The sequence below is a fragment of the Antribacter soli genome (assembly GCF_021568775.1).
In the GTDB taxonomy this organism is placed as follows: domain Bacteria; phylum Actinomycetota; class Actinomycetes; order Actinomycetales; family Cellulomonadaceae; genus Antribacter; species Antribacter soli.
In genome coordinates this window covers 71100-89478 of sequence record NZ_JAKGSG010000020.1, presented here as the reverse complement: position 1 = coordinate 89478, position 18379 = coordinate 71100, and the positions used below count along the sequence as shown (strand labels likewise).

Below are 18379 nucleotides of genomic sequence, written 5' to 3'. Positions count from 1 at the left end.
CCGTGGGTGAACGGCCGGTGACGTGGCGCCAAACTCGACGTTTCGGGGCAAAGCCCTCAGGCCCGAGCGTCGCTGCGCGCCGCGCGCAGGTCCCAGGCGAGGACCGCGAGGGCCAGCAGCACGAACGCCGATCCCACGACCGGCACCGCCTGGACCCCGATCCCTGCGACCACGCCGGCGCCGAGCGCGGAGCCGCACGCGATGCCGACGTTGAAGACGGAGCTCGACGTCGCGGTCGCCATCTCGGTCGCGCCGGGCGCGACCTGCAGCGTGAGGTGCGAGATCGCGGGCGGGATCGCGCTGAACGCGAAGCCGAACAGGGCCAGGCCGGCCACGGCGACGCCAGGGACCTGGCCGAGCGCCCACAGGACGAGGAGCGCCAGGATCAAGGCCCCGAGGGCGACGGCGAGCGCGGACCAGGGCCGCCGGTCGAGGAGCTGCCCGACGACGAGCGTGGCGGCGACGCCGGCCAGGCCCTGGCCGAGGAGCAGCGGGCCCAGGTAGCCGTCGGCGAAGCCGCTGACGTCGAGCAGGAACTGGGTGACGAACGTGATCATCCCGAACGAGCCCGTGACCAGCAGCGCCGTGACCACCATCAGCACGACGAAGCGGCGCATGCTGGGGTGCGAGCCGCGCGACGTGTCGCTGGCCGTCCCCTCGGCCCGCGGCATGAACGCCACGACGGCGAGGCACGCCGCCAGGCTGACGGCGGACATCGCGAGGAACGAGACGCGCCAGCCGGCCTGCTGACCGAGCCACGTGCCGAACGGGACGCCGAGCACCGGGCCCAGCGAGTTGCCGATCGTGAGGCGCGCGATCATCTTGCCGCGGACCTCTGGTGTGAACAGCGCCGCGGCGGCAGGGATCACCACGGCCCAGAACAGCGCCTGGCCGAGGGCGGTGACCAGGCGGGCGGCCATCTGGTCCCAGTAGCCGACGGCGAGCGCGGACCACAGCGTGCCCACGGTGCAGACCGCGGTGGTGGCCGCCAGGACGGTCCGGCGCGGGATGGAGCGGGTGAGCCGGGCGAGCGGCACGGAGGCGGCCACGACGACGGCCGCGTACCCGGTGACCAGGAGCCCGATCTCGGACGTCGTGCGACCGAGGTCCGGCGCGATGAGCGTGAGCAGCCCGCCAGGCAGGTTCTCGGCGGTCACGAAGGTGAACGCGGACACCGACAGCGCGACGAGGGCCACCAGGGCGCGGCGCCGGTCGGCCGGCGACGGCTCCGCCGGGGCGGGCGGGCGGGCCTGGTCGGTCAACGTTGTCATGCGGGGCCTCCGTCGGTGAGTCGCTCGGTCTGGCGTCCGGACGACGAACGGCGCGGCACGCGATCGACACCCGGAGGCGGGCGGCTGCGCCGTCGGAGGCCGGCCCGTGGACAGTATCCCCGGGCCGCCGACACCTATCGAATCGATTTCACGAGGAGGCCTTGAGCCTATCCCGGAGAGCCAGCCACGCGGTGCGTCAGCGAGTCGACGACCCGGTCGTCACGGAGCCGAAGTTCTTGTAGAACTCGTCGGCCGTCAGCGTGATCGTGGCCCGGCTTGTGTTCTCCGTCCCTGCCGGTGCCCCCGTCGGGGCCCCACGGGTTGATGAGCGTGATCTTCTCCCCGTCGGCCGAGACGCTGTCGACGATGTAGGTGTGGTTGGCCACGACGTCGTCGTCGGCCTTCCATCCGTCGTCGCCGGTGGTCTTCGTCGACGCCACGACGGGCTTGCCCGAGTCGATCTGGTCCTGGATGGACGAGAGGCTCGGCGGGCCCACCTGTCCGAGCATCGACTCGAGCGTCTCGGCGCCTCGCGCCATGGTCTCGCCGAGTGCCCTGAGCTGCGCCACGTCGGCGCCATACATCCCGGACATGCTTGTGCTCCCATCCCGTCCGCGCCGACCGTATACGCAGGTCAGGGGCGTCACCAAGGGGGAGAGCCCCCATGCTGCCGGGTCGGCGGGCCGCCGGCAGCTATCGAACCGTCTTCCCGACGACCGTCTGGCGCACTACCACCGCGCTCCGCTCGCCCCGCACGGTGCCACCTTCGACGGCGACGAGCTCGAGCTCGCCCTCGTCGAAGAGGTCCACCGTTCCGCCGGCCTCGACGTCGACCCGCGCGCGGCGGCCGTCGTCGGACCTGACCAGGAGCCGTGCGGTGGGGACGCCGTCGCGCAGACCGGCGATCATCACTCCCACCCGCGTGGAACCGATGCGCAGCTGCGCGCTCTGCTTGACCCGGATCTCGTCAGACATGCGTGACCTCCTCTCGTCCATGGTGCGTCAGTCGCGGGTCGACGACCCGGTCGTCACGGAGCCGAAGTTCTCGTAGAACTCGTCGGCCGTCATCGTGATGGTGCCCGGCTTGGTGTTGCCGTCGGAGCCGGTGCCCCCGCTGGGACCCCACGGGTTGATGAGCGTGATCGTCTTCCCGTCCGCCGACACGCCGTCGACGACGTAGACGTGGTTGGCCACGACCTCGTCGTCGGACGGGCCGTCGCCGAACCACCCGCCGCCGTCCTTCGACGACGCCACCACCGGCTTGCCCGAGTCGAGCTGGTCCTGGATGGACGAGAAGCTCGGCGGGTCGGACCACGGCAGGAACGGGTCGGTGTCCGCGCTGTCCGTCTCCTTGCCGGTGATCATCTCGAGGGCCGTGGCGGGGTCGTCGTACTCGATGTCGCCGTATTCGCCGCCCATGAACACGGCTGCCGCCTTCTCGTAGACGGAGATCCACGAGGGGTTGCCGCTGGGGTCGCCCGCGGCGTCGCTCATGACGTTCGCCTCGACCGTGATCTCCACGGGCTCGCCGTCGCGGTAGAACGTGACGGTGTAGGTGCCGTCCTGGGCGTTGTACCGCATGTGCTCGCGCAGCCACTCCGGGTCCTGCTTCGCGACGGCACCGGCGGAGGCGAGGAACCAGCAGTCGGCGAGGCTGCCCTGATCGATCTGGTTCGGGTTGATCGCGGCGTCGTCGGTGGGGACCTGGCCGATGTCCTCGGGCTTGCCGAGATCGCCGCCGCCCTCCGGCTCCTTCTCCTTGTTGCCCGGGCCCCCGGACGGGTCGCCGCCGGAACCGCGGCTGGGGTCCGGGCTCACGTAGCCGCCGTCGCCTCGGCCCCCGCCCCCGCCGTCGAGCTCGTTGCTCGTGCGTTCCTGGGCGTCGGCGTTGGCGATTGCCTTCCGGCCGGCGTCCTCCAGCGCGGCGATCGCGCCCCGCAGGGAACTGGCGTGCTGCGAGTGCCACTCCTCGACGAACTGGTCCCCGCTCGGGCCGAACCACGGAGCTGCGACGACCTGGGAGCCCACCTGTCCGAGCATCGACTCGAGCGTCTCGGCGCCTCGCGCCATGGTCTCGCCGAGTGCCCTGAGCTGCGCCACGTCGGCGCCGTACATCCCGGACATTTGTGCTTACCTCCCACGTCAGACCCGACCGTAGTGGCAGGTCAGCGGTATCGCCAAGGGGAGTACTCCCCATACCCCGGGGCTGTCCGGGTGGCTACCCTGGCTCCGTCCGCCGTCGAGAGGGGAGTCTGTGCGCACCGTCGGTCCCGCCGTGGGCTTGCGAGCAGTGGTCGCCGCCGCGACCTGCTCGCTGCTGGTCGCCGCGTGCTCCCCGGGGCCCGAGGCGAGCCGCACGCTCGACGAGGCGCCTGCGCACTACGAGGCGGCGCTCGACGACGTTGCGGCGGCATTCGCCGGCGTCGTGGGCGACGTCGACTGGACGGCGGACGGGCCAGGCCTGGCCGAGGCGGCCCCGGACGGGTTGTGCACGTACTCGTCCCCCACACGGGAGGCGGTCGAGAAGCTGGACGTAGCGGCCACCGGAGCGCAGTGGGACGACGTCGTCGCGGCGGTCGGCCCCGTCCTCGCGGACCACGGGTTCGAGGTGGTCGAGGACGGTCCCGCCGTGGGTGGCTGGCTCGTCGTCCAGGCCGAGGACGATGCGGGGGCGGTGCTGCAGCTGAGGTTCAAGGCCCGGACCGAGCTCGCCGTGTCGAGCGCCCTCGTGCGCTCGGGCGTCGCAGGCTGCGAGCTGCCGTGACGCACGTCCAGGCCATGCCTACCGGATGTTCAGGCTGGTCAGAACCGGTATCGAATCGTTGCCCGCGGCACGCCCAGCGGACGCTCAGCCTTCGGTAGGGTCGGCCGGGCGGTTGCCCGGCGGCCGCCGAATCACCTCTCAAAACCGTGTGCCGCCCGACCGGCACCTGACGAAGGGTCAATGTGGTTTCTGCACTCTCCACGCGTCGTGGCCGCGCCCTGGGCGCTGTCGCCGCTACGCTCTCGCTCCTCCTGCTCTCCGGCTGCGGCGCGATCCTTGACGAGCTGGGCACGCCCCAGGAGGCGCCCCGCGACGAGCCGGGCGGCGAGGTGACGGCCTCCGCGGAGGCAGACATCTTCTCCCTCAAGGTCGGCGACTGCATCGACATGGACGCGCTGGAGGCGATGTACGAGGGCGACTCGGCGGAGCTCGACGCCGTCCCCGTGGTCCCCTGCGCGGACCCGCACACCGGCGAGGTGTTCGGCGAGACGACGCTCCCGGACGGTGACTACCCCGGCGAGGAGGCCGTCGACGCGGCGGCCGAGGAGTTCTGCCTGCCCGCCTTCACGGACTTCGTCGGGCTCACCTACGACGAGTCGATCTACCAGTACTTCCCGTTCACCCCGACCTCGGACGGCTGGACCATCGGTTCCGACCGCGTGATCCAGTGCGTCATCGTGACGGAAGAGCCGGTCACCGCGAGCCTGCAGGGCGCGGCCCAGTAGCAGATCGCTCACGCTGCCCGACGCCGGGGCTCGCCTTCCGTACGGATGGCAAGCCGGGCGTCGGGCCGCGTCGTCTCCGGAGGCGCGGCTCCCAGCCTGTCAGGGGCGGTTCGCCTGGACGTAGGTGAGCGAGCCGATCCGCGAGTCCTCGTGCGCGACCTCGCGCGCGTCGGCGAACCCGGCCGCGCTCAGCAGTGTTGCCAGGGCATCGCCGGCATTCGCGCGGGACCGCTGCTCGACGGCGCGGCGGCCGAGGCCGTGGCGGTGGCGGTGGCCACCGCGGGAGCCGCCGTGGCGGTGGTCGGCGTCGTCCCCGGGATCCCCGGCGAAGTCCAGGATCGTGACGCGCCCGCCCGGGGCGAGCACGCGGAACGCCTCGGCGGCGAACGACTCCTTGTCGTCGATGTGATGGAGCGCGAGCGCGGACACCACATGGTCGAGGCTCCCGTCCGGTGCGGGCAGGTGGTCGGCGTATCCGCGCACCAGCGTGGCCGACGCCCGGGTCCGGGTCAGCTTCCGGGCCGCGGTACGCAGTGCCTTGGGGTCGGGGTCGAGGCCGGTGACCAGGGCGCCCGGCACCGCGCGCAGCACCGCGAGGGCGAGGTTGCCGGTGCCGCAACCGACGTCGAGCACCGACTGCCCCGCCGAGATCGCGGCGAGGTCCACCAGGCGATCGTGGCGGCGGCGCACGCCGGCGAGGCGCGTGAGGGGGTCGTACAGGGGGAGGAGCCAGTCCCGTGCCGCCGCGGGAAGGAACGGCCGGGGTTCGGAGCCAGGTGCGAGATCGTCGAGGATCCGTACGGAGCCGTCGTGCGGGGTCATGGCCTGTCCTTCGTCGGGGGAGCGTGGTAGACCGTCGGGAGGGCGGTCACCTCCAGGATCGGACGGTGGCGGAGACGCGGAAGGGACGGATGACGGTGGCGATGGGACGTTCTTCGGTCGCGGCCGACGTCAACCGCACCCCCGACGGCCGTCCGCACCCGGCCCGCCTGCGGACGCGGCGCCGGGACGGCACGCCGGTCTACGGGTACGCCGTGCGGCCGGGCGTGCCGCCGGTGTCCGTCGTCCGGTTCGACGGCGCGCACCATCCGGGTGGTCTCCCAGGCGGCGGGCGCCACGTGCACGACTTCCTGGTGCTGGTCCACATCGAGTCCGGCGGAGGCACGGTCCGGTTCGACGGTACGGACCACGCCGTCCGCCCCGGCGACGTCTACGCCGTGGCGTCCGGTCGGGTGATGGAGTCGGGCACGTTGACGGGACTCCAGCACTGCGTGGGGTGGAGCGCCTTCTTCCTGCCGACGGCGGTGCCCGCCCTCGCCGCCGTCTCGCCGCTCGGCTGGGCCTATCACCCGCTGCTGCGGCCGTTCGCGCCGGATGCCGCGGACGGGCCGGACCACGGCCGGCTGGTCGTACCGCCTGCCGATCGCGGCCGCTGGTCGGCCTGGTTCGCGGAGCTCGCCGAGGAGACCGCCGACCCAGCGCGGCTCGGGGCGCCGGACGCCGCCGCGGCCGCGCTCACGCGGCTCCTCGTGGCCACGGCCCGGCTGGCCGCGGACGTCCTGGGCGCTGGCAGCCGGACGGCGGACCCGCTTGTCGCCCGGGTGTTCGAGGTCGTCGAGCGGCGGTTCGCGGAGCCGATCTCCTCGGCGGACGTCGCCGGGGAGCTCGGGTACACCACAGGCCACCTGACCACGCTCGTCCGCGAGCGGACCGGTCGCACGCTCCTCGAGTGGATCACCGAGCGACGCCTGACCGAGGTCCGGCGCCTCCTCCTGGAGACGGACCTGCCCCTGGGGGTCATCGCCGGCCGCGCGGGCCTGAGGGATGCGGGCTACCTTGTGCGACGCTTCCGCGACCGGTACGGCACGACGCCCCACCGCTGGCGGCGCGGCGAGCGCGCACCGGCGTGATGCGGACGGCACGCTCAGTCCCACCACAGGCGCCACCACGGGTCCTCGCCGCCTGTCTTGAACCACGGCGTGATCTCGTGCGGGCGGCAGCGCGCGTCGTCGATGCCGAGGGCCTCGGCGTGCGCGACCAGCTCGTCGCACTCGCACCCGTCGTCGTGCGTGCGGAACACCCGCAGGTCGCGAGGCGCGCGCACCAGGACGCCCTCGACCGTGACGCGCTCGTCGCAGCGGCGCGGTGACACGAGGTAGCCGTGGGCAACGACGTCGTCGGCGTGGGCGGCGACGGTGCGCAGCGCGGCGCCGATCGTCGGGCCGTCGTTCTGGCGCTCCGTGGCGAGAAACTCCTCGGGGAGCACCTCGAGCAGCCGGGCCGCGACCGGCCCGCCGAGATTGCGGAAGCCTGTGATCCCGCCGTCGAGGTGGACGGGCGTCCGGAACAGCGGCGCGAGCGCCGCCACGGCCCCGCACTCGTGCAGCCACCCGTGGCGTCCGGTGCCGCGCACGTGCAGCTGGTGCGGGAGGCCAGGTCCGGGCGCGCTCGCGAGCTCGGCGAGCCAGGCGCTCTCCAGGTCGGGGTGCAGCGGCACAGGCGCCCGACGCCGGGCGCTCGCCACACTCGGTCCGGTCACGTCGGTCATGGGATCTCCTCGTCGTCGGTGCTGACGAGACGAGTCTTTGCCGCGCCGGCCGGCGGCCGCAGACCTCCGGAGGCCCGCTGTGCACAGGTCGAGGGCGCTGGCGCATGTGGTCGACCTCGGTCCCGCACGCCGCCGTCGGTGCGCCCCGGACAGATCGGGGACGAGATTCCGGGTCTACGACCGGCCGTCCCCGATGACGGACGCCATGAGGCCGGGGAAGCGTTCGTCCAGCTCGGCCCGGCGCAGCTGGACGGCGTGGGTGCGCCCGTCGACGATCGTGTTCGTCAGGCCGGACTCGCGCAGGATCCGGAAGTGGTGAGCCATCGTCGACTTCGTCAGGTCGAGACCCCACTCATCGAGGGCCTTGGCCCGCGGCTCCCCGTTCGCGAGGAGGCGCACGACATGCAGCCGGACCGGGTCAGCCAGTGCCCTGAGCACGTCGACCAGCTCGACGTCGGACATGTCGGGGCTCGGATAGCCGGTCACGTCACCTCATCCATGGTTCGGCAAGTATCGAACAGTCATCTACCCTCAACTGTGTGACGATCGTCGAACAATCATATGCAGCCCGGACCGGATACGTCCGCCTCGGGATCCTCGCGGCAGCCCTGTTCGTCGTCGGCACCAACGCCTTCGTCATCGCTGGAGTCCTCCCGCAGATCGCCGCGGACCTCGGCGTCACGTCGGGCGCCGTCTCCTACTCGATCACCTGGTACGCGGTCGTCGTCGCGGTCGCCTCCCCGGTCGTGTCCGTGGTCTTCGCCCGCACGTCGCGGACCACGCTCATGGCGACCGGCCTCGTCCTCATCGCCGTGGGCACGTTCCTCGCGGTCGCCGCACCCACCCTGGTGTGGTTCATGGCCGGCCGGGTCGTGGCTGCGCTCGGCGGGGCCGGCCTCGTCCCCACCGCCACCGCGGCCGCGCCCGCCCTCGTGCCCCCCGAGCAGCGGGGACGGGCGCTCGCGGTGGTCGGCCTCGGTTTCACGATGGCCACCGCCCTCGGGTCACCGCTCGGCACAGCGCTCGCCGACGTCGGAGGGTGGCGCCTCGCCCTGGCCGCGCTCGCCGCGGTCGCGACCGTCCTTGCCCTCGTTGTCGGCCTCACCGTGCGCGGCTTGCCGACTGCTGTCGCCACGGGCCTCTCGGCCCGCCTGGCGGTGCTCCGCGACGGTCGCATCGCCCTGGCGCTCGGTGCGACGCTGCTGCTCTTCGCGGCGTTCAACGTGGTCTACCTGTTCAGCTCGGCCGTCACCCAAGGGGCGACCCATGGCGACGGCACCGCCCTCGCGGCGCTCCTGCTCGTCTACGGGGCCGGCGGGATCGTCGGCACGTGGCTCGGTGGGCACCTCACGGACCGGATCGGGAGCCGGACCACGGCCGTCGGCGCGCTCCTGGTCGAGGTGGTCGTCCTGGCCGCCCTCGTCCCGGCGGACGGATCCCTCGCGGCGACCGCCGTCGCCTTCGCCGTCTGGGGCGCGGTGACGTACGTGGCGCTCGTTGCCGTGCAGCACCGTCTGGCCGACGTCGACCCGGCCTCCGCGGGGATCGCCCTGTCCTGGTACTCCACGGTGATGTACGTCGGCATCGCCCTCGCGCCGGTGGTCGGCGCGCGTGCGCTCACCCTCGGCCCCGGTGCGGTCGACATGACCGGTGCGGTGCTCGCGGCCGGTGCCCTGGTGGTGTTCAGGCTGGGCTTCGCGCGCCGTCGCCCGCGAGCGGCCCGGCGCCCCGCCTGACGGTCGCCAGCCCCTGGATCGCGTGCACCGCTGCGACGAGCTCGTGCAGGTCGTCGACCACGCGGACGCCCGGCTGCCCCCGCAGCGCGGCTCCCCAGGTGGTCGACTCGGCGACCACGGACGTGAGAATCAGTGGCCGGCCGTGGGCTCCGGCGAGCTCGGCATGAACGCGGGCCTCGCTCCGCTCGGTCGCCTCGACGACGATCGTGCCGACCGCGAGCTGCGTGATCGTCTCCCGCTGGCGCAGCACGGAGTCCCGCGTCGGGGCCACGTCGGGCAGGAAGGGCGAGAGCACGAGCTCCCGCTCGCCCGCGGGTTCGCCATCGGACCCCGCAGCGTCCGTGCCCGAGGCGAGGATCTGGACCGTGCGGCCGCCCTCGTCGAGGGCGGCGCGCCGCGCCGTGGCCTCGATGCCTGCGGCGAGGCCGCCGATCACGGCGAGGCCGGCGCGCGCGAGGATCCGCGCGATCGCCCTGGCGATCTCCAGCGCCCAGGCGGACGCGCCGCGTGCCCCGACGACGGACATCCCGTCGCCGACGGGGAACTGCCCGGCGTGGAAGAGGAAGGGCGGCGGTTCGGGCGCCGAGCGCAGGCGTGCCGGGTAGTCACGGTCCAGCACGCTCACGAGCTGCAGACCGCGACCCTCCCAGTCGTCGAGACGGGCGGCGGCACGGGAGAGGAGCGTGTCGTCGCCGGGCGAGTCGGGGCTCTCCCAGACGGCGAGCGCGCTGCCCTCCCGGGCGACGTCGGCCGTGACACGACCGGGGCGCTGCCGCCCCGCGTCCCGGGTGACGAGAGCGAGCAGCGCGGCGTGCTCGTAACGCGGGGTGCTGGGTAGCTCGGGGTAGAGCCAGCGGGTCAGGCTGACGGGTCGGTCGGGATAGCGATCGTCGAAAACGAGCCCCTGCACAGGCGATGTGCCCTTCGTCCTTGTTCATACCGGTATGGCATGTCCAACTCTAGATATATCGCATCCTTCGCGCGCGGCACAATCTGTCGCCTGAGGTGCTGTTTGTCCATGAGCCGGAGGGGCAGCGAGGTCAGCTAGAGGTCGTCGGCGTCCACCACGCGGACCGTCACGCGGGCCGGCGAGCCGGCCAGCTCGGTGACGTCCCACTCGTCCTGGACCACCCAGCGGGGCAGCCGCGTCGGCAGCGTGGTGTCGCGGCCCACCGGGACACGGCCGTGCAGCTCGATGCTGCGCGAGACCAGGATGAAGCCCGTCGCGTCGAGCACCTCCACCTCGAAACCCGGCAGGGCGACCTCGAACGCGACGTCGGCGGCGTCGCGGCCCGGCGACGACCCCTCCCGGAGCTGCCCGACGAGGTGGTCCGTCTTCAGCTCCTCGAACGTGCCGAACCGGTACCACCCGTCGAGGTGGACCCGTAGCCGCTCCACGTCCTCGGTCGGGAAGACGAACGCGGACGCCGTGGCGACCCGGGCCGAGACGGACAGCAGGTCGGTGTCGTCCACGACCCGCACCGGGACGCGGCGGGCTCGCCGCAGGGGCGCCACGACCTCGCCGTCCAGGTCCTCCAGGTCGTACGCGAGGAGCCGGACCGTGAGCAGGTCGGGCGTCACGGGAGAGCGGCAGGTCCACGCCTCCGACGTGGACACCCGCACCGCGCGCTTCGCCGCCGTGCGAGACCGGGCGAACGAGATCCGCGACAGCATCGGCGGGAGCGTCGAGTCACGCCGGTTCAGGGCCAGCACCAGGGCGGGGGCGCGGACGCCGTCGTCGAACCGCTCGAACGCGCCGGGCGGGCTGAAGTGGAGCTCGCCCGAGAGGACGACCTCCTGGGCGTGGTCCGAGCGCGCGAACGTCGTGGTGACGAGGCGGGCGCGCACGGACGCGGACGTCCAGCCGAGCGACGCGAGGACCTCCGCGTCCACGTCGATGTCGACGTCCTCGATCGTCCTGCTCGCCATGGTTCTCCCGCCTCGTGGCATCCCGCCCGGGGGATGCTACCGGCGGGAGGGTCAGAAGTGCCGGTACAGCGGGCGCTGTGATCGCGGCGGGGGCGGTGCGGGGGCCGTCGTGGGGCGGGGCGGCGTCTCGACGCCCAGCACCGCCGCGGCGTCGACACCCCGGTCGCGGTACGCGTCGAAGATCGCCGTGACCGTCGGGCGGGCCAGGCCCAGCGGCTCCCCCAGCACGGCCAGCGTCTTCTTCTCCAGCTGGCGGACCCGCTCCCGGGTGACGCCGAACTCCTCGCCGAGGTCGGCCAGGGTGGCCGGGACCGGCGCGAAGAGCCGGCGCAGCAGGATCGCTCGCATCCGCGGCTCGAGCGACGCGACCGAGCGCTCCAGCGCCTCGGACGGCGTCAGGTCGGCCTCCTCCTCGGGCTCCGGAGCAGGAGCCTCCGGCTCCGGCGGGCTGATCGAGACCTCGGCGAGCGTGCGGAAGATCGAGTCCACCGTCCACGGGCCCACCTGCATCGACGCCAGGAGGTCGCCGACCGTGATCGACTCCAGGTCCGCGCCGGTGTGCAGCTGGTGCCGGCGCAGCACGTTGTGCAGCCGGGGCGTGAGCGGGAGGTTCTTCAGCAGCAGGCCGGGCGCGAGCAGCGGGAAGACCTCGTGCAGCGTGCGGGACGCCTGAGTCTCGATGGCGAGGTGCGCGACGGTCGCGATGCGCTCGTCAAGGTCCGGGCCGGCGGCGGCGTCGGCCGGACGTTCCCAGGCGGCGTCGGCGTCGGTGCCGCGGAGCCACGGGAAGGCGTCGACCCAGCGGGGGGTCGAGTGGAATACCAGGTCATCGTGCATGCGGGGCCAACCTTAGGGCGTGTGGTGCATGCCGAGTCTGGTCGCTCCGCGGTCGGCTGGTCCAGGGGCGGCTAGAGAAATCACCCGGGTTAGGTGGACACTCGTCCAGTTGCCGGGTGGCGGGTCGGACCTGCGAGAACGGTTGTGAGCGCGCGTCGCGCGCCGGCTCGGCCGGGCCACCCACCGGACGGTCCGTGCGACGTCCGGCGGCCGGGCGCCCCGGGCGGGCGTGTGACGATGGGGCGCATGACTGACGTCGCGACGATCGTCGCCGAGGTGGAGGACCAGGAGCGCGAGCTCGTGCTGAGCGCGTTCACGCACGAGGACGCCTGGCGCCTCGGCGCGCTGCTCGTGGAGCTCGCCACCGAGCGGGACCTGCCCATCACCATCGACATCCGCAAGGGCACGCAGCAGGTGTTCCACGCCGCGCGGCCCGGCACCACCCCCGACAACGACTCGTGGATCGAGCGGAAGGTGCGGGTCGTCCACCGGTTCGGGGCCTCGTCGTACCTCGTCGGGCTGCGCGCCCGTGCCAAGGGCTCGGACTTCAACGCCGACCACGGGCTGCCGTTCCAGGAGTACTCCGCCCACGGTGGCGCGTTCCCCGTCCGCGTCGCGGGCGTGGGCATCGTCGGCGTCGTGACGGTCTCGGGCCTCGAGCAGGAGGACGACCATGCGCTCGCAGTGGAGGCGCTGCGCACGCTCGCGGTGAAGTAGGGCCGGCGCCGTGAGCCACCTCCTCCTGGCGAACGCCCGCGTCGCCGGGGTCCGTGAGCCTGTCGACCTCCTCGTGCGGGACGGCGTCGTCGCCCGCGTCGCGCCCGCCGGCACGCCGGCCGACTCCGGCACGCCGGCCGACGCCGGAACCGGCGCCGTCCCCGAGCGCGTCGACCTCGACGGCCGCAGCGTGGTCCCGGGCCTCTGGGACGCCCATACGCACCTCACGCAGTGGGCGCTGGTCCGCCGTCGGCTCGACGTCGCGGCGGCGACCTCGGCCGCGCACGCCGCGCGGCTGGTCCGGGACGCCCTCACGGACCCCGCGACGGCGCCGCCCCCGGGCCGGCCGCTGGTCGGGTTCGGGTTCCGCTGGGCTACCTGGGCCCAGCCGCCCTCCGCGGCCCACCTCGACGCCGTCGCCGGCGACACCCCGGTGGTGCTCCTCTCGGGCGACCTGCACACCGCGTGGGCGAGCACGGCCGGCCTGCGGTTCCTGGGGATCGAGCACCCCACAGGGCTCCTGCGCGAGGACGAGTGGATCCCGGCGAGCCCGCGCATCGTCCAGGTGCCCGACGACGTCACGGACGCCCTGGTCGTCGAGGCCTCCCGGGCCGCGGCACGCCGGGGAGTCGTGGGCGTCACGGACTTCGAGGTGGCGGACAACCTCGCGGTGTGGCGGCGCCGCGCCGCGCTCGGCTGGGACGGGCTGCGGGTGCGGGCGGGCGTGTGGCCGGAGCACCTCGACGCCGTCCTCGCCGAGGGCCTGCGCACGGGCGACGTGCTCGCCGGGAACCCGCTGCTCACGCAGGGCCCGCTCAAGGTGATCTCCGACGGCTCCCTCAACACGCGCACCGCCTACTGCTTCGAGCCGTACGCGGGGACGCACGAGCACGGCCTCCTCAACGTCCCCACCGACGAGCTAGTGCCGCTCATGGAACGAGCCGCCGCGGCGGGCCTCGACTGCGCGATCCATGCCATCGGCGACCGCGCGAACGCGCTCGCCCTGGATGCGTTCGAGGCGAGCCGCGCGCACGGCTCGGTGGAGCACGCCCAGCTCCTGCGGCGGCAGGACGTGTCCCGGTTCGCCGCGGCCGGGATCACGGCGAGCGTCCAGCCGGAGCATGCGATGGACGACCGCGACGTCGCCGACGAACTCTGGCCGGGCCGCACGGACCGGGCGTTCCCTCTTGCCGAGCTCGTGGCCGCCGGGGTCACGCTCGCCTTCGGGTCGGACGCGCCGGTCGCGCCGCTCGACCCCTGGTTCGCGATCGCGTCGGCCGTCACCCGCAGTCGCGACGGCCGCGAGCCGTGGCACGCGGAGCAGGCCCTGACGCTCGAGCAGGCGCTCGCCGCCTCGACGGGCGGACGGGGGGTCGCGCCGCAGGTCGGAGCGCCCGCAGACCTCGCCGTGCTGGACGCGGACCTCGCCACCCTGGGGGTCGGGAGCGACGCCCTGCGAGGGGTGGAAGTGGCCGCCACGCTCGTCGCGGGCCGCTGGGCGCACCGCCATCTGTAAGAATTCACCACGACCTGGGGTCGACGCGGAGAAGTTGCACCGATAGCCTCGATGGCCAGGGCAATTGTCATACATGTCGGTCATCCACGTCGGAAGCGGTCGGTTTCATGCGCATCGCCATCATCGGCGCCGGCTTCGCCGGACTCTGCACCGCGAAGGTGCTGCGCGAGCATGGCTTCGACGTGGTGGTGCACGAGAAGGCGCCCGACGTCGGCGGGGTGTGGAGCGCGACCCGTCGCTACCCGGGCCTCACCACCCAGAACGACAAGGGCACCTACGCGTTCTCCGACCACCCGATGCCGCGGGACTACCCCGAGTGGCCCTCCGGCGAGCAGGTCCAGGCCTACCTCGAGAGCTACGTCGACCGCTTCGCGCTGGGCGACGTGCTGCGCCTGGGCTCCGAGGTCGTCGTCGCCGAGCCGGTGCGGGGTCTGCCGCCGCTCCCCACGGGCCTCCCCGTGGACGACGACGCGGTGGTCGTCCTGGGCTGGGACGTCACGACCCACGACGTCGCCACGGGCGAGATCGCGACGGAGCGCGTCGACCACCTCGTGGTCGCCAACGGCATCTTCTGCGAGCCCTACGTCCCCGACTTCCCGGGGCGGGAGGAGTTCGAGGCCGCGGGCGGCCGCCTGCTCGACACCACCGAGCTGCACACGCTGCCCGAGGCGGAGGGCCGCCGGGTGGTCGTCGTCGGCTACGGCAAGTCGGCGTGCGACGTCGCCGTGCCGGTGTCCGACGTCGCGTCGTCGACCACCGTCGTCGCCCGGAACCTGCTGTGGAAGATGCCGGCGCGGCTCGGCGGCCGCCTGAACTACAAGTACCTCCTGCTCACGCGGCTGGGCGAGGGGCTGTTCCGGTACGTCGACCCGGTCGGCATCGAGCGGCTGATCCACGGCCCGCTGGTCGGGACGCGCGACGCCGTGCTCGACCAGGTGCAGGCGATGGTGACCGACCAGCTGCGTCTGGAGGAGCTGGGGCTGGTGCCGCCCGGCCGGTTCGAGAACATCGCACGGGCCAACGTGTCGCTCGTGACCGAGGGGTTCTTCGAGCGCGTGGCCTCGGGGCGGATCGGTGTCGTACGCGACCGGGCCGTCGCGCGTCTGCTCGACAAGGACGGGCCGTGCGTCGAGCTCGACGACGGGTCCGTGCTCCCGGCCGACGTCGTGGTCTGCGGGACCGGGTTCCGCCAGACGGTGCCCTTCCTCCCGGCCGACGTGCAGGAGCTGGTCACCGACCGGCGCGGCAACTTCCGGCTGTACCGGCAGATCCACCCCGTGCGGGTCAGCGGGCTGTCGTTCGCCGGGTACAACTCGTCGCTGTTCAGCCCGCTGTCCGCCGAGGTGGGGGCCGCGTGGATCGCCGGGACTCTCACCGGTCTGCTCCGCCTGCCGCCCGACATCCTCATGGACAACGCCATCGATCGGCGGCTCGTGTGGATGGAGGAGCGCACCGACGGGCGGCACGCGCGCGGCACCAACATCATCCCGTTCTCCATGCACAACATCGACGAGCTGCTGCGCGACCTGCACGCGCCCGTCGGCTGGGCGAGCCGTCTGCGCGAGTGGGCGCTCCCCGTGCGGCCCGGTGCCTACCGGCGCGTGCTGCGGCGACTGCGCAAGCGCAGCGAGAAGCTGCGCCGCTCGGAGGCGCGGCGGGCGCCCGCGGGCCGGGAGCTCGCGCCGAGGCCCTGAGCTCCGCCGGGTGGTGCAGCCCGTAGCGAAAATGCTGGTCACGGGCGGGTGGGGCCAGGAGGATGAGCGGATGACCCCCGAAGAGACCGTCGCCCTGGCCGCGGCCGCCCTGGGCCGGCGCCTGACCGACCCCGTGGACCTCGGCGGGTCCCGGCGCTCGCGGGTGCTGCGCTGCGCCGTCGGCGAGGTGCAGCCGGGGGCCACCGGGGCCGCGCTGCCCGACGGCACGACGACGGTGGTGGTCAAGCAGTTCCTCGACGCGGCACCGGAGTTCAGCCGCGAGTCCGTCGGTCTCGACGTGCTGGACCGCACGCCGGAGCTGTACGCGCGCGACCCGGCGAACCACCTGCTCGTCATGTCCGACCTGGGTGACCTGCCCACGCTCGCCGACCTGCTCCTCGGGGACGACCGCGAACGCGCGTGGCAGGGCGCGCACGCCTGGGCCCGTGCGCTCGGCGAGCTCGTCGGGCGCTCGCGGTCCGCGGTCGGCGACGCCCGCGAACGCCTCGCCGCCGACCTCGCAGCGGAGGAGCTCTGGGACCTGCAGACCGTCATCGGCCTCGGTCTCGACAAGCTCGCGGAGGCCGCCGGCGACCGGCTGGACCGGCCCGCGGTGGAGGCGGAGCTGGCGTCGATCGGAGGGCTCACCGACCCGGGCGAGGCGGCCGTCGTGTGGCCCGGCGACACCTGTCCCGACAACGCAGTTGTCGGGACCGACGGCTGGCTCTTCCTCGACCTGGAGGGCACGGGCGTGGAGCACGCCTCCGCCGTCGCTGCCTACACGGTGCTGCCGTTCGCGTCCTGCTGGTGCGTGTTCGACCCGCCCGCCGGGCTCACCGACGACCTGCTCGCCGCGTTCACCGAGGGTCTCGCCGTCCACGCGCCGCAGCTCGCCGGGGACCCCGCGTGGCCCTTGCAGGTGCGGCAGGCGTGCGCGGTCTACTCGGTGCTCGCGGGGTTCTGGTTCCTCGACAGCGCTCGGGAGGGCAGGGCCGACGTCGGCCCGGCGGGTCGTTCGCCGTCGTACCGCCAGATCCTCGGGTACCGGTGGCGCTGGGGCGCGCTCAACCTCCGCGACGACTTCCCGGCGCTCGCCGCCGCGCTGGGCGGCGCGGCGGCCTGGGCGTCCGAGACGTGGGGGCCCGACGCGGAGATCGCGGGCTATCCGGCGTTCGCGCCGGCGTAGCGGCTCAGCGGCAGAGGCAGAACGGGTGGCCGGCCGGGTCCGCGAACACCCGGAAGGTCTCGCTGCCGCCGGGCAGCCTGGTCGCCCCCAGCTCGAGCGCGGCGGCCTCCGCGGCGTCGAGGTCCCGCACCAGCAGGTCGAGGTGGAGCTGCTGCGGCCGCTCCGGGTCTGGCCAGTCAGGCGGCGTGTAGTTCTCGACCTGCTGGAACAGGACCGGCTTGTCGCCGCCGAGCATCGCGATGCCGTCGGAGTCGTACACGACGGGCTCGCCGAGCAGGGACGCCCAGAACTGCGCGAGCGCGGACGCGTCGGGGCAGTCGAGCGTGATGCCCATGATCGTGGTGCCGGGGTTGCCCTCGGCGTAGCACAGGTCGAACGGGTGTCCCGCAGGATCGGCGAGCGTGTTCCACTCGTCGTTCTCGCGCAGGAGCGTCGCGCCGAGCTCGACGGCGTGGACCGTGGCCGCCGCGAGGTCCGGGACCTGCAGGTCCAGGTGGAGCTGCTGCGGGTGCTCCTGGCCCGGCCACTGCGGTGGCACGAGGTCCGGCGCGGCCTGCAGGGCGACCGACCACCCGTCGGGCGTGCCCAGCGTGAGCCAGTCGTCGCCCTCGTCCTGCTCGGTCCTGGCGCCGGTCAGACCGGTCCAGAAGGCTGCGGCGGCCCGGATGTCCGGGACGTCGAGGACGACGGCGTCGAGCTTGCCGACGCCGGGCGCCGTCTTCGTGGTGCTCATGGGGATCCCCTCTCTGCGATCACGGTCACCCCCAAGCCTGCCCCGGACCACCGACATTCACCCGGGATGGCAGCATGTCCCCGTGCGCGTCGAACCCGTGTCCGAGAAGGTTCTCGTCGACCGGGTCGTCGCCCTCGTCCTGGACCGGGCCGCGCAGAGCCCGGGTTCGGCGGTCCGCCTGGCGGTGGACGGCCACCCTGCGACGCGGCCCGAGGCGCTCGCGGACGCGCTGGTCACGCCGTTGCAGGCGGCGGGCCGGCCGGTGGGGCGGCTGCACGCCCGGGACTTCCTGCGGCCGCGGTCGCTGCGGCTCGAGCACGGGCACGAGGACCCGGACGCGCTGCTGGACGCGTGGATCGACGTGGCAGGCATGAACCGGGAGGCGCTGTCCGCCGTCGGGCCGGACGGGACCGGGTCCTACCTGCCGAGCCTGCGGGACCCGTCCACGGACCGCGCGACGCGCGCCGCCCCGGTGCGAGCGATGCCGGGCCTGGTCCTCGTGCTCGACGGGTCGCTCCTGCTGGGCCGGTGGCTTGACCTCGACCACACGGTGCACCTCGCCCTGCGTCCTGCGACGGAGGTCCGCCGCACCCCGCCGGGGGAGCGTTGGACGCTGCCCGCCTACGAGCGCTACCGCGACGAGGTCGCGCCCGAGGACACGGCGGACCTCGTGGTCCGCGTGGACGACCCGCGCCATCCGGCGATCGTCCACCGCTGACGGCG

At 73.6% G+C, this 18379-nt stretch carries 20 protein-coding genes; 9 read left to right on the top strand and 11 right to left on the bottom strand.

Annotated features, from left to right (window positions below):
• Positions 1 to 56: 56 nt before the first annotated feature.
• The 4 genes from L1785_RS05100 to L1785_RS05085 all read right to left on the bottom strand — a co-directional run bounded on the left by L1785_RS05100 (position 57) and on the right by L1785_RS05085 (position 3395).
• Positions 57 to 1271, bottom strand: coding sequence for an MFS transporter (locus tag L1785_RS05100; protein ID WP_236088124.1), 1215 nt, complete (start codon positions 1269 to 1271; stop codon positions 57 to 59).
• A gap of 167 nt (positions 1272 to 1438) precedes the next feature.
• Positions 1439 to 1864 (bottom strand): hypothetical protein, encoded by a 426-nt coding sequence (locus L1785_RS05095; RefSeq protein ID WP_236088123.1) that lies wholly within the window; start codon positions 1862 to 1864, stop codon positions 1439 to 1441.
• Positions 1865 to 1964: 100 nt separating this feature from the next.
• Positions 1965 to 2246, bottom strand: a complete 282-nt coding sequence (locus L1785_RS05090; RefSeq protein WP_236088122.1) for a hypothetical protein — start codon at positions 2244 to 2246, stop codon at positions 1965 to 1967.
• A 27-nt stretch (positions 2247 to 2273) separates the two neighbouring features.
• Positions 2274 to 3395, bottom strand: a complete 1122-nt coding sequence (locus L1785_RS05085) for a C2 family cysteine protease (protein WP_236088121.1) — start codon at positions 3393 to 3395, stop codon at positions 2274 to 2276.
• 130 nt (positions 3396 to 3525) lie between these two features.
• Between L1785_RS05085 and L1785_RS05080 the strand changes: the two genes are divergently transcribed.
• Together L1785_RS05080 and L1785_RS05075 are read left to right on the top strand one after the other, a co-directional pair.
• On the top strand, positions 3526 to 4035 hold the full coding sequence (locus tag L1785_RS05080) for an LppA family lipoprotein (RefSeq protein ID WP_236088120.1): 510 nt from the start codon (positions 3526 to 3528) through the stop codon (positions 4033 to 4035).
• Between the two features lie 182 nt (positions 4036 to 4217).
• Positions 4218 to 4760 carry a septum formation family protein gene (locus L1785_RS05075; RefSeq protein ID WP_236088119.1) on the top strand — a complete coding sequence of 181 codons (543 nt, stop codon included), beginning with the start codon at positions 4218 to 4220 and terminating at the stop codon, positions 4758 to 4760.
• Between the two features lie 99 nt (positions 4761 to 4859).
• Here the strand turns inward: L1785_RS05075 and L1785_RS05070 are convergent, their stop codons facing one another.
• Entirely contained in the window at positions 4860 to 5582 is a 723-nt protein-coding gene (locus L1785_RS05070; protein WP_236088118.1) for a class I SAM-dependent methyltransferase, read from the bottom strand.
• A 65-nt stretch (positions 5583 to 5647) separates the two neighbouring features.
• On the opposite strand from L1785_RS05070, the gene L1785_RS05065 reads away from it, so the two are divergent.
• Complete coding sequence (locus L1785_RS05065; protein WP_236088117.1) at positions 5648 to 6670, top strand: AraC family transcriptional regulator; 1023 nt, start codon at positions 5648 to 5650, stop codon at positions 6668 to 6670.
• A 14-nt stretch (positions 6671 to 6684) separates the two neighbouring features.
• Here L1785_RS05065 and L1785_RS05060 read toward each other — a convergent pair whose 3' ends face one another.
• Positions 6685 to 7308 carry a hypothetical protein gene (locus L1785_RS05060; RefSeq protein ID WP_236088116.1) on the bottom strand — a complete coding sequence of 208 codons (624 nt, stop codon included), beginning with the start codon at positions 7306 to 7308 and terminating at the stop codon, positions 6685 to 6687.
• 174 nt (positions 7309 to 7482) lie between these two features.
• Entirely contained in the window at positions 7483 to 7794 is a 312-nt protein-coding gene (locus L1785_RS05055) for an ArsR/SmtB family transcription factor (RefSeq protein WP_236088115.1), read from the bottom strand.
• A gap of 53 nt (positions 7795 to 7847) precedes the next feature.
• Here L1785_RS05055 and L1785_RS05050 point away from each other — a divergent pair, with 53 nt between their 5' ends.
• A complete protein-coding gene (locus tag L1785_RS05050) occupies positions 7848 to 9044 on the top strand; it encodes an MFS transporter (protein ID WP_236088114.1) in 1197 nt (398 codons plus the stop codon).
• On the opposite strand, the gene L1785_RS05045 is transcribed toward L1785_RS05050, so the two are convergent.
• The 3 genes from L1785_RS05045 to L1785_RS05035 form a co-directional block, all read right to left on the bottom strand.
• On the bottom strand, positions 8992 to 9954 hold the full coding sequence (locus L1785_RS05045; RefSeq protein ID WP_236088113.1) for a DNA-processing protein DprA: 963 nt from the start codon (positions 9952 to 9954) through the stop codon (positions 8992 to 8994). The two genes, L1785_RS05050 and L1785_RS05045, sit on opposite strands and share 53 nt — an antisense overlap.
• 134 nt (positions 9955 to 10088) lie before the next feature.
• Positions 10089 to 10973, bottom strand: coding sequence for a hypothetical protein (locus L1785_RS05040; RefSeq protein WP_236088112.1), 885 nt, complete (start codon positions 10971 to 10973; stop codon positions 10089 to 10091).
• Between the two features lie 51 nt (positions 10974 to 11024).
• On the bottom strand, positions 11025 to 11810 hold the full coding sequence (locus tag L1785_RS05035) for a sigma factor-like helix-turn-helix DNA-binding protein (RefSeq protein ID WP_236088111.1): 786 nt from the start codon (positions 11808 to 11810) through the stop codon (positions 11025 to 11027).
• A gap of 246 nt (positions 11811 to 12056) precedes the next feature.
• On the opposite strand from L1785_RS05035, the gene L1785_RS05030 reads away from it, so the two are divergent.
• The 4 genes from L1785_RS05030 to L1785_RS05015 all read left to right on the top strand — a co-directional run bounded on the left by L1785_RS05030 (position 12057) and on the right by L1785_RS05015 (position 16923).
• On the top strand, positions 12057 to 12527 hold the full coding sequence (locus L1785_RS05030) for a heme-degrading domain-containing protein (protein WP_236088110.1): 471 nt from the start codon (positions 12057 to 12059) through the stop codon (positions 12525 to 12527).
• Positions 12528 to 12537: 10 nt separating this feature from the next.
• The gene (locus tag L1785_RS05025; protein ID WP_236088109.1) at positions 12538 to 14043 is read left to right on the top strand and encodes an amidohydrolase; all 1506 of its coding nucleotides are present in this window, start codon (positions 12538 to 12540) and stop codon (positions 14041 to 14043) included.
• A gap of 107 nt (positions 14044 to 14150) precedes the next feature.
• Entirely contained in the window at positions 14151 to 15737 is a 1587-nt protein-coding gene (locus L1785_RS05020) for a flavin-containing monooxygenase (protein ID WP_236088108.1), read from the top strand.
• Positions 15738 to 15807: 70 nt separating this feature from the next.
• Complete coding sequence (locus L1785_RS05015) at positions 15808 to 16923, top strand: hypothetical protein (protein WP_236088107.1); 1116 nt, start codon at positions 15808 to 15810, stop codon at positions 16921 to 16923.
• A gap of 4 nt (positions 16924 to 16927) precedes the next feature.
• Here L1785_RS05015 and L1785_RS05010 read toward each other — a convergent pair whose 3' ends face one another.
• A complete protein-coding gene (locus L1785_RS05010) occupies positions 16928 to 17656 on the bottom strand; it encodes a VOC family protein (RefSeq protein ID WP_236088106.1) in 729 nt (242 codons plus the stop codon).
• 82 nt (positions 17657 to 17738) lie between these two features.
• Here L1785_RS05010 and L1785_RS05005 point away from each other — a divergent pair, with 82 nt between their 5' ends.
• Positions 17739 to 18374, top strand: coding sequence for a nucleoside/nucleotide kinase family protein (locus tag L1785_RS05005; protein WP_236088105.1), 636 nt, complete (start codon positions 17739 to 17741; stop codon positions 18372 to 18374).
• Positions 18375 to 18379: the final 5 nt, after the last annotated feature.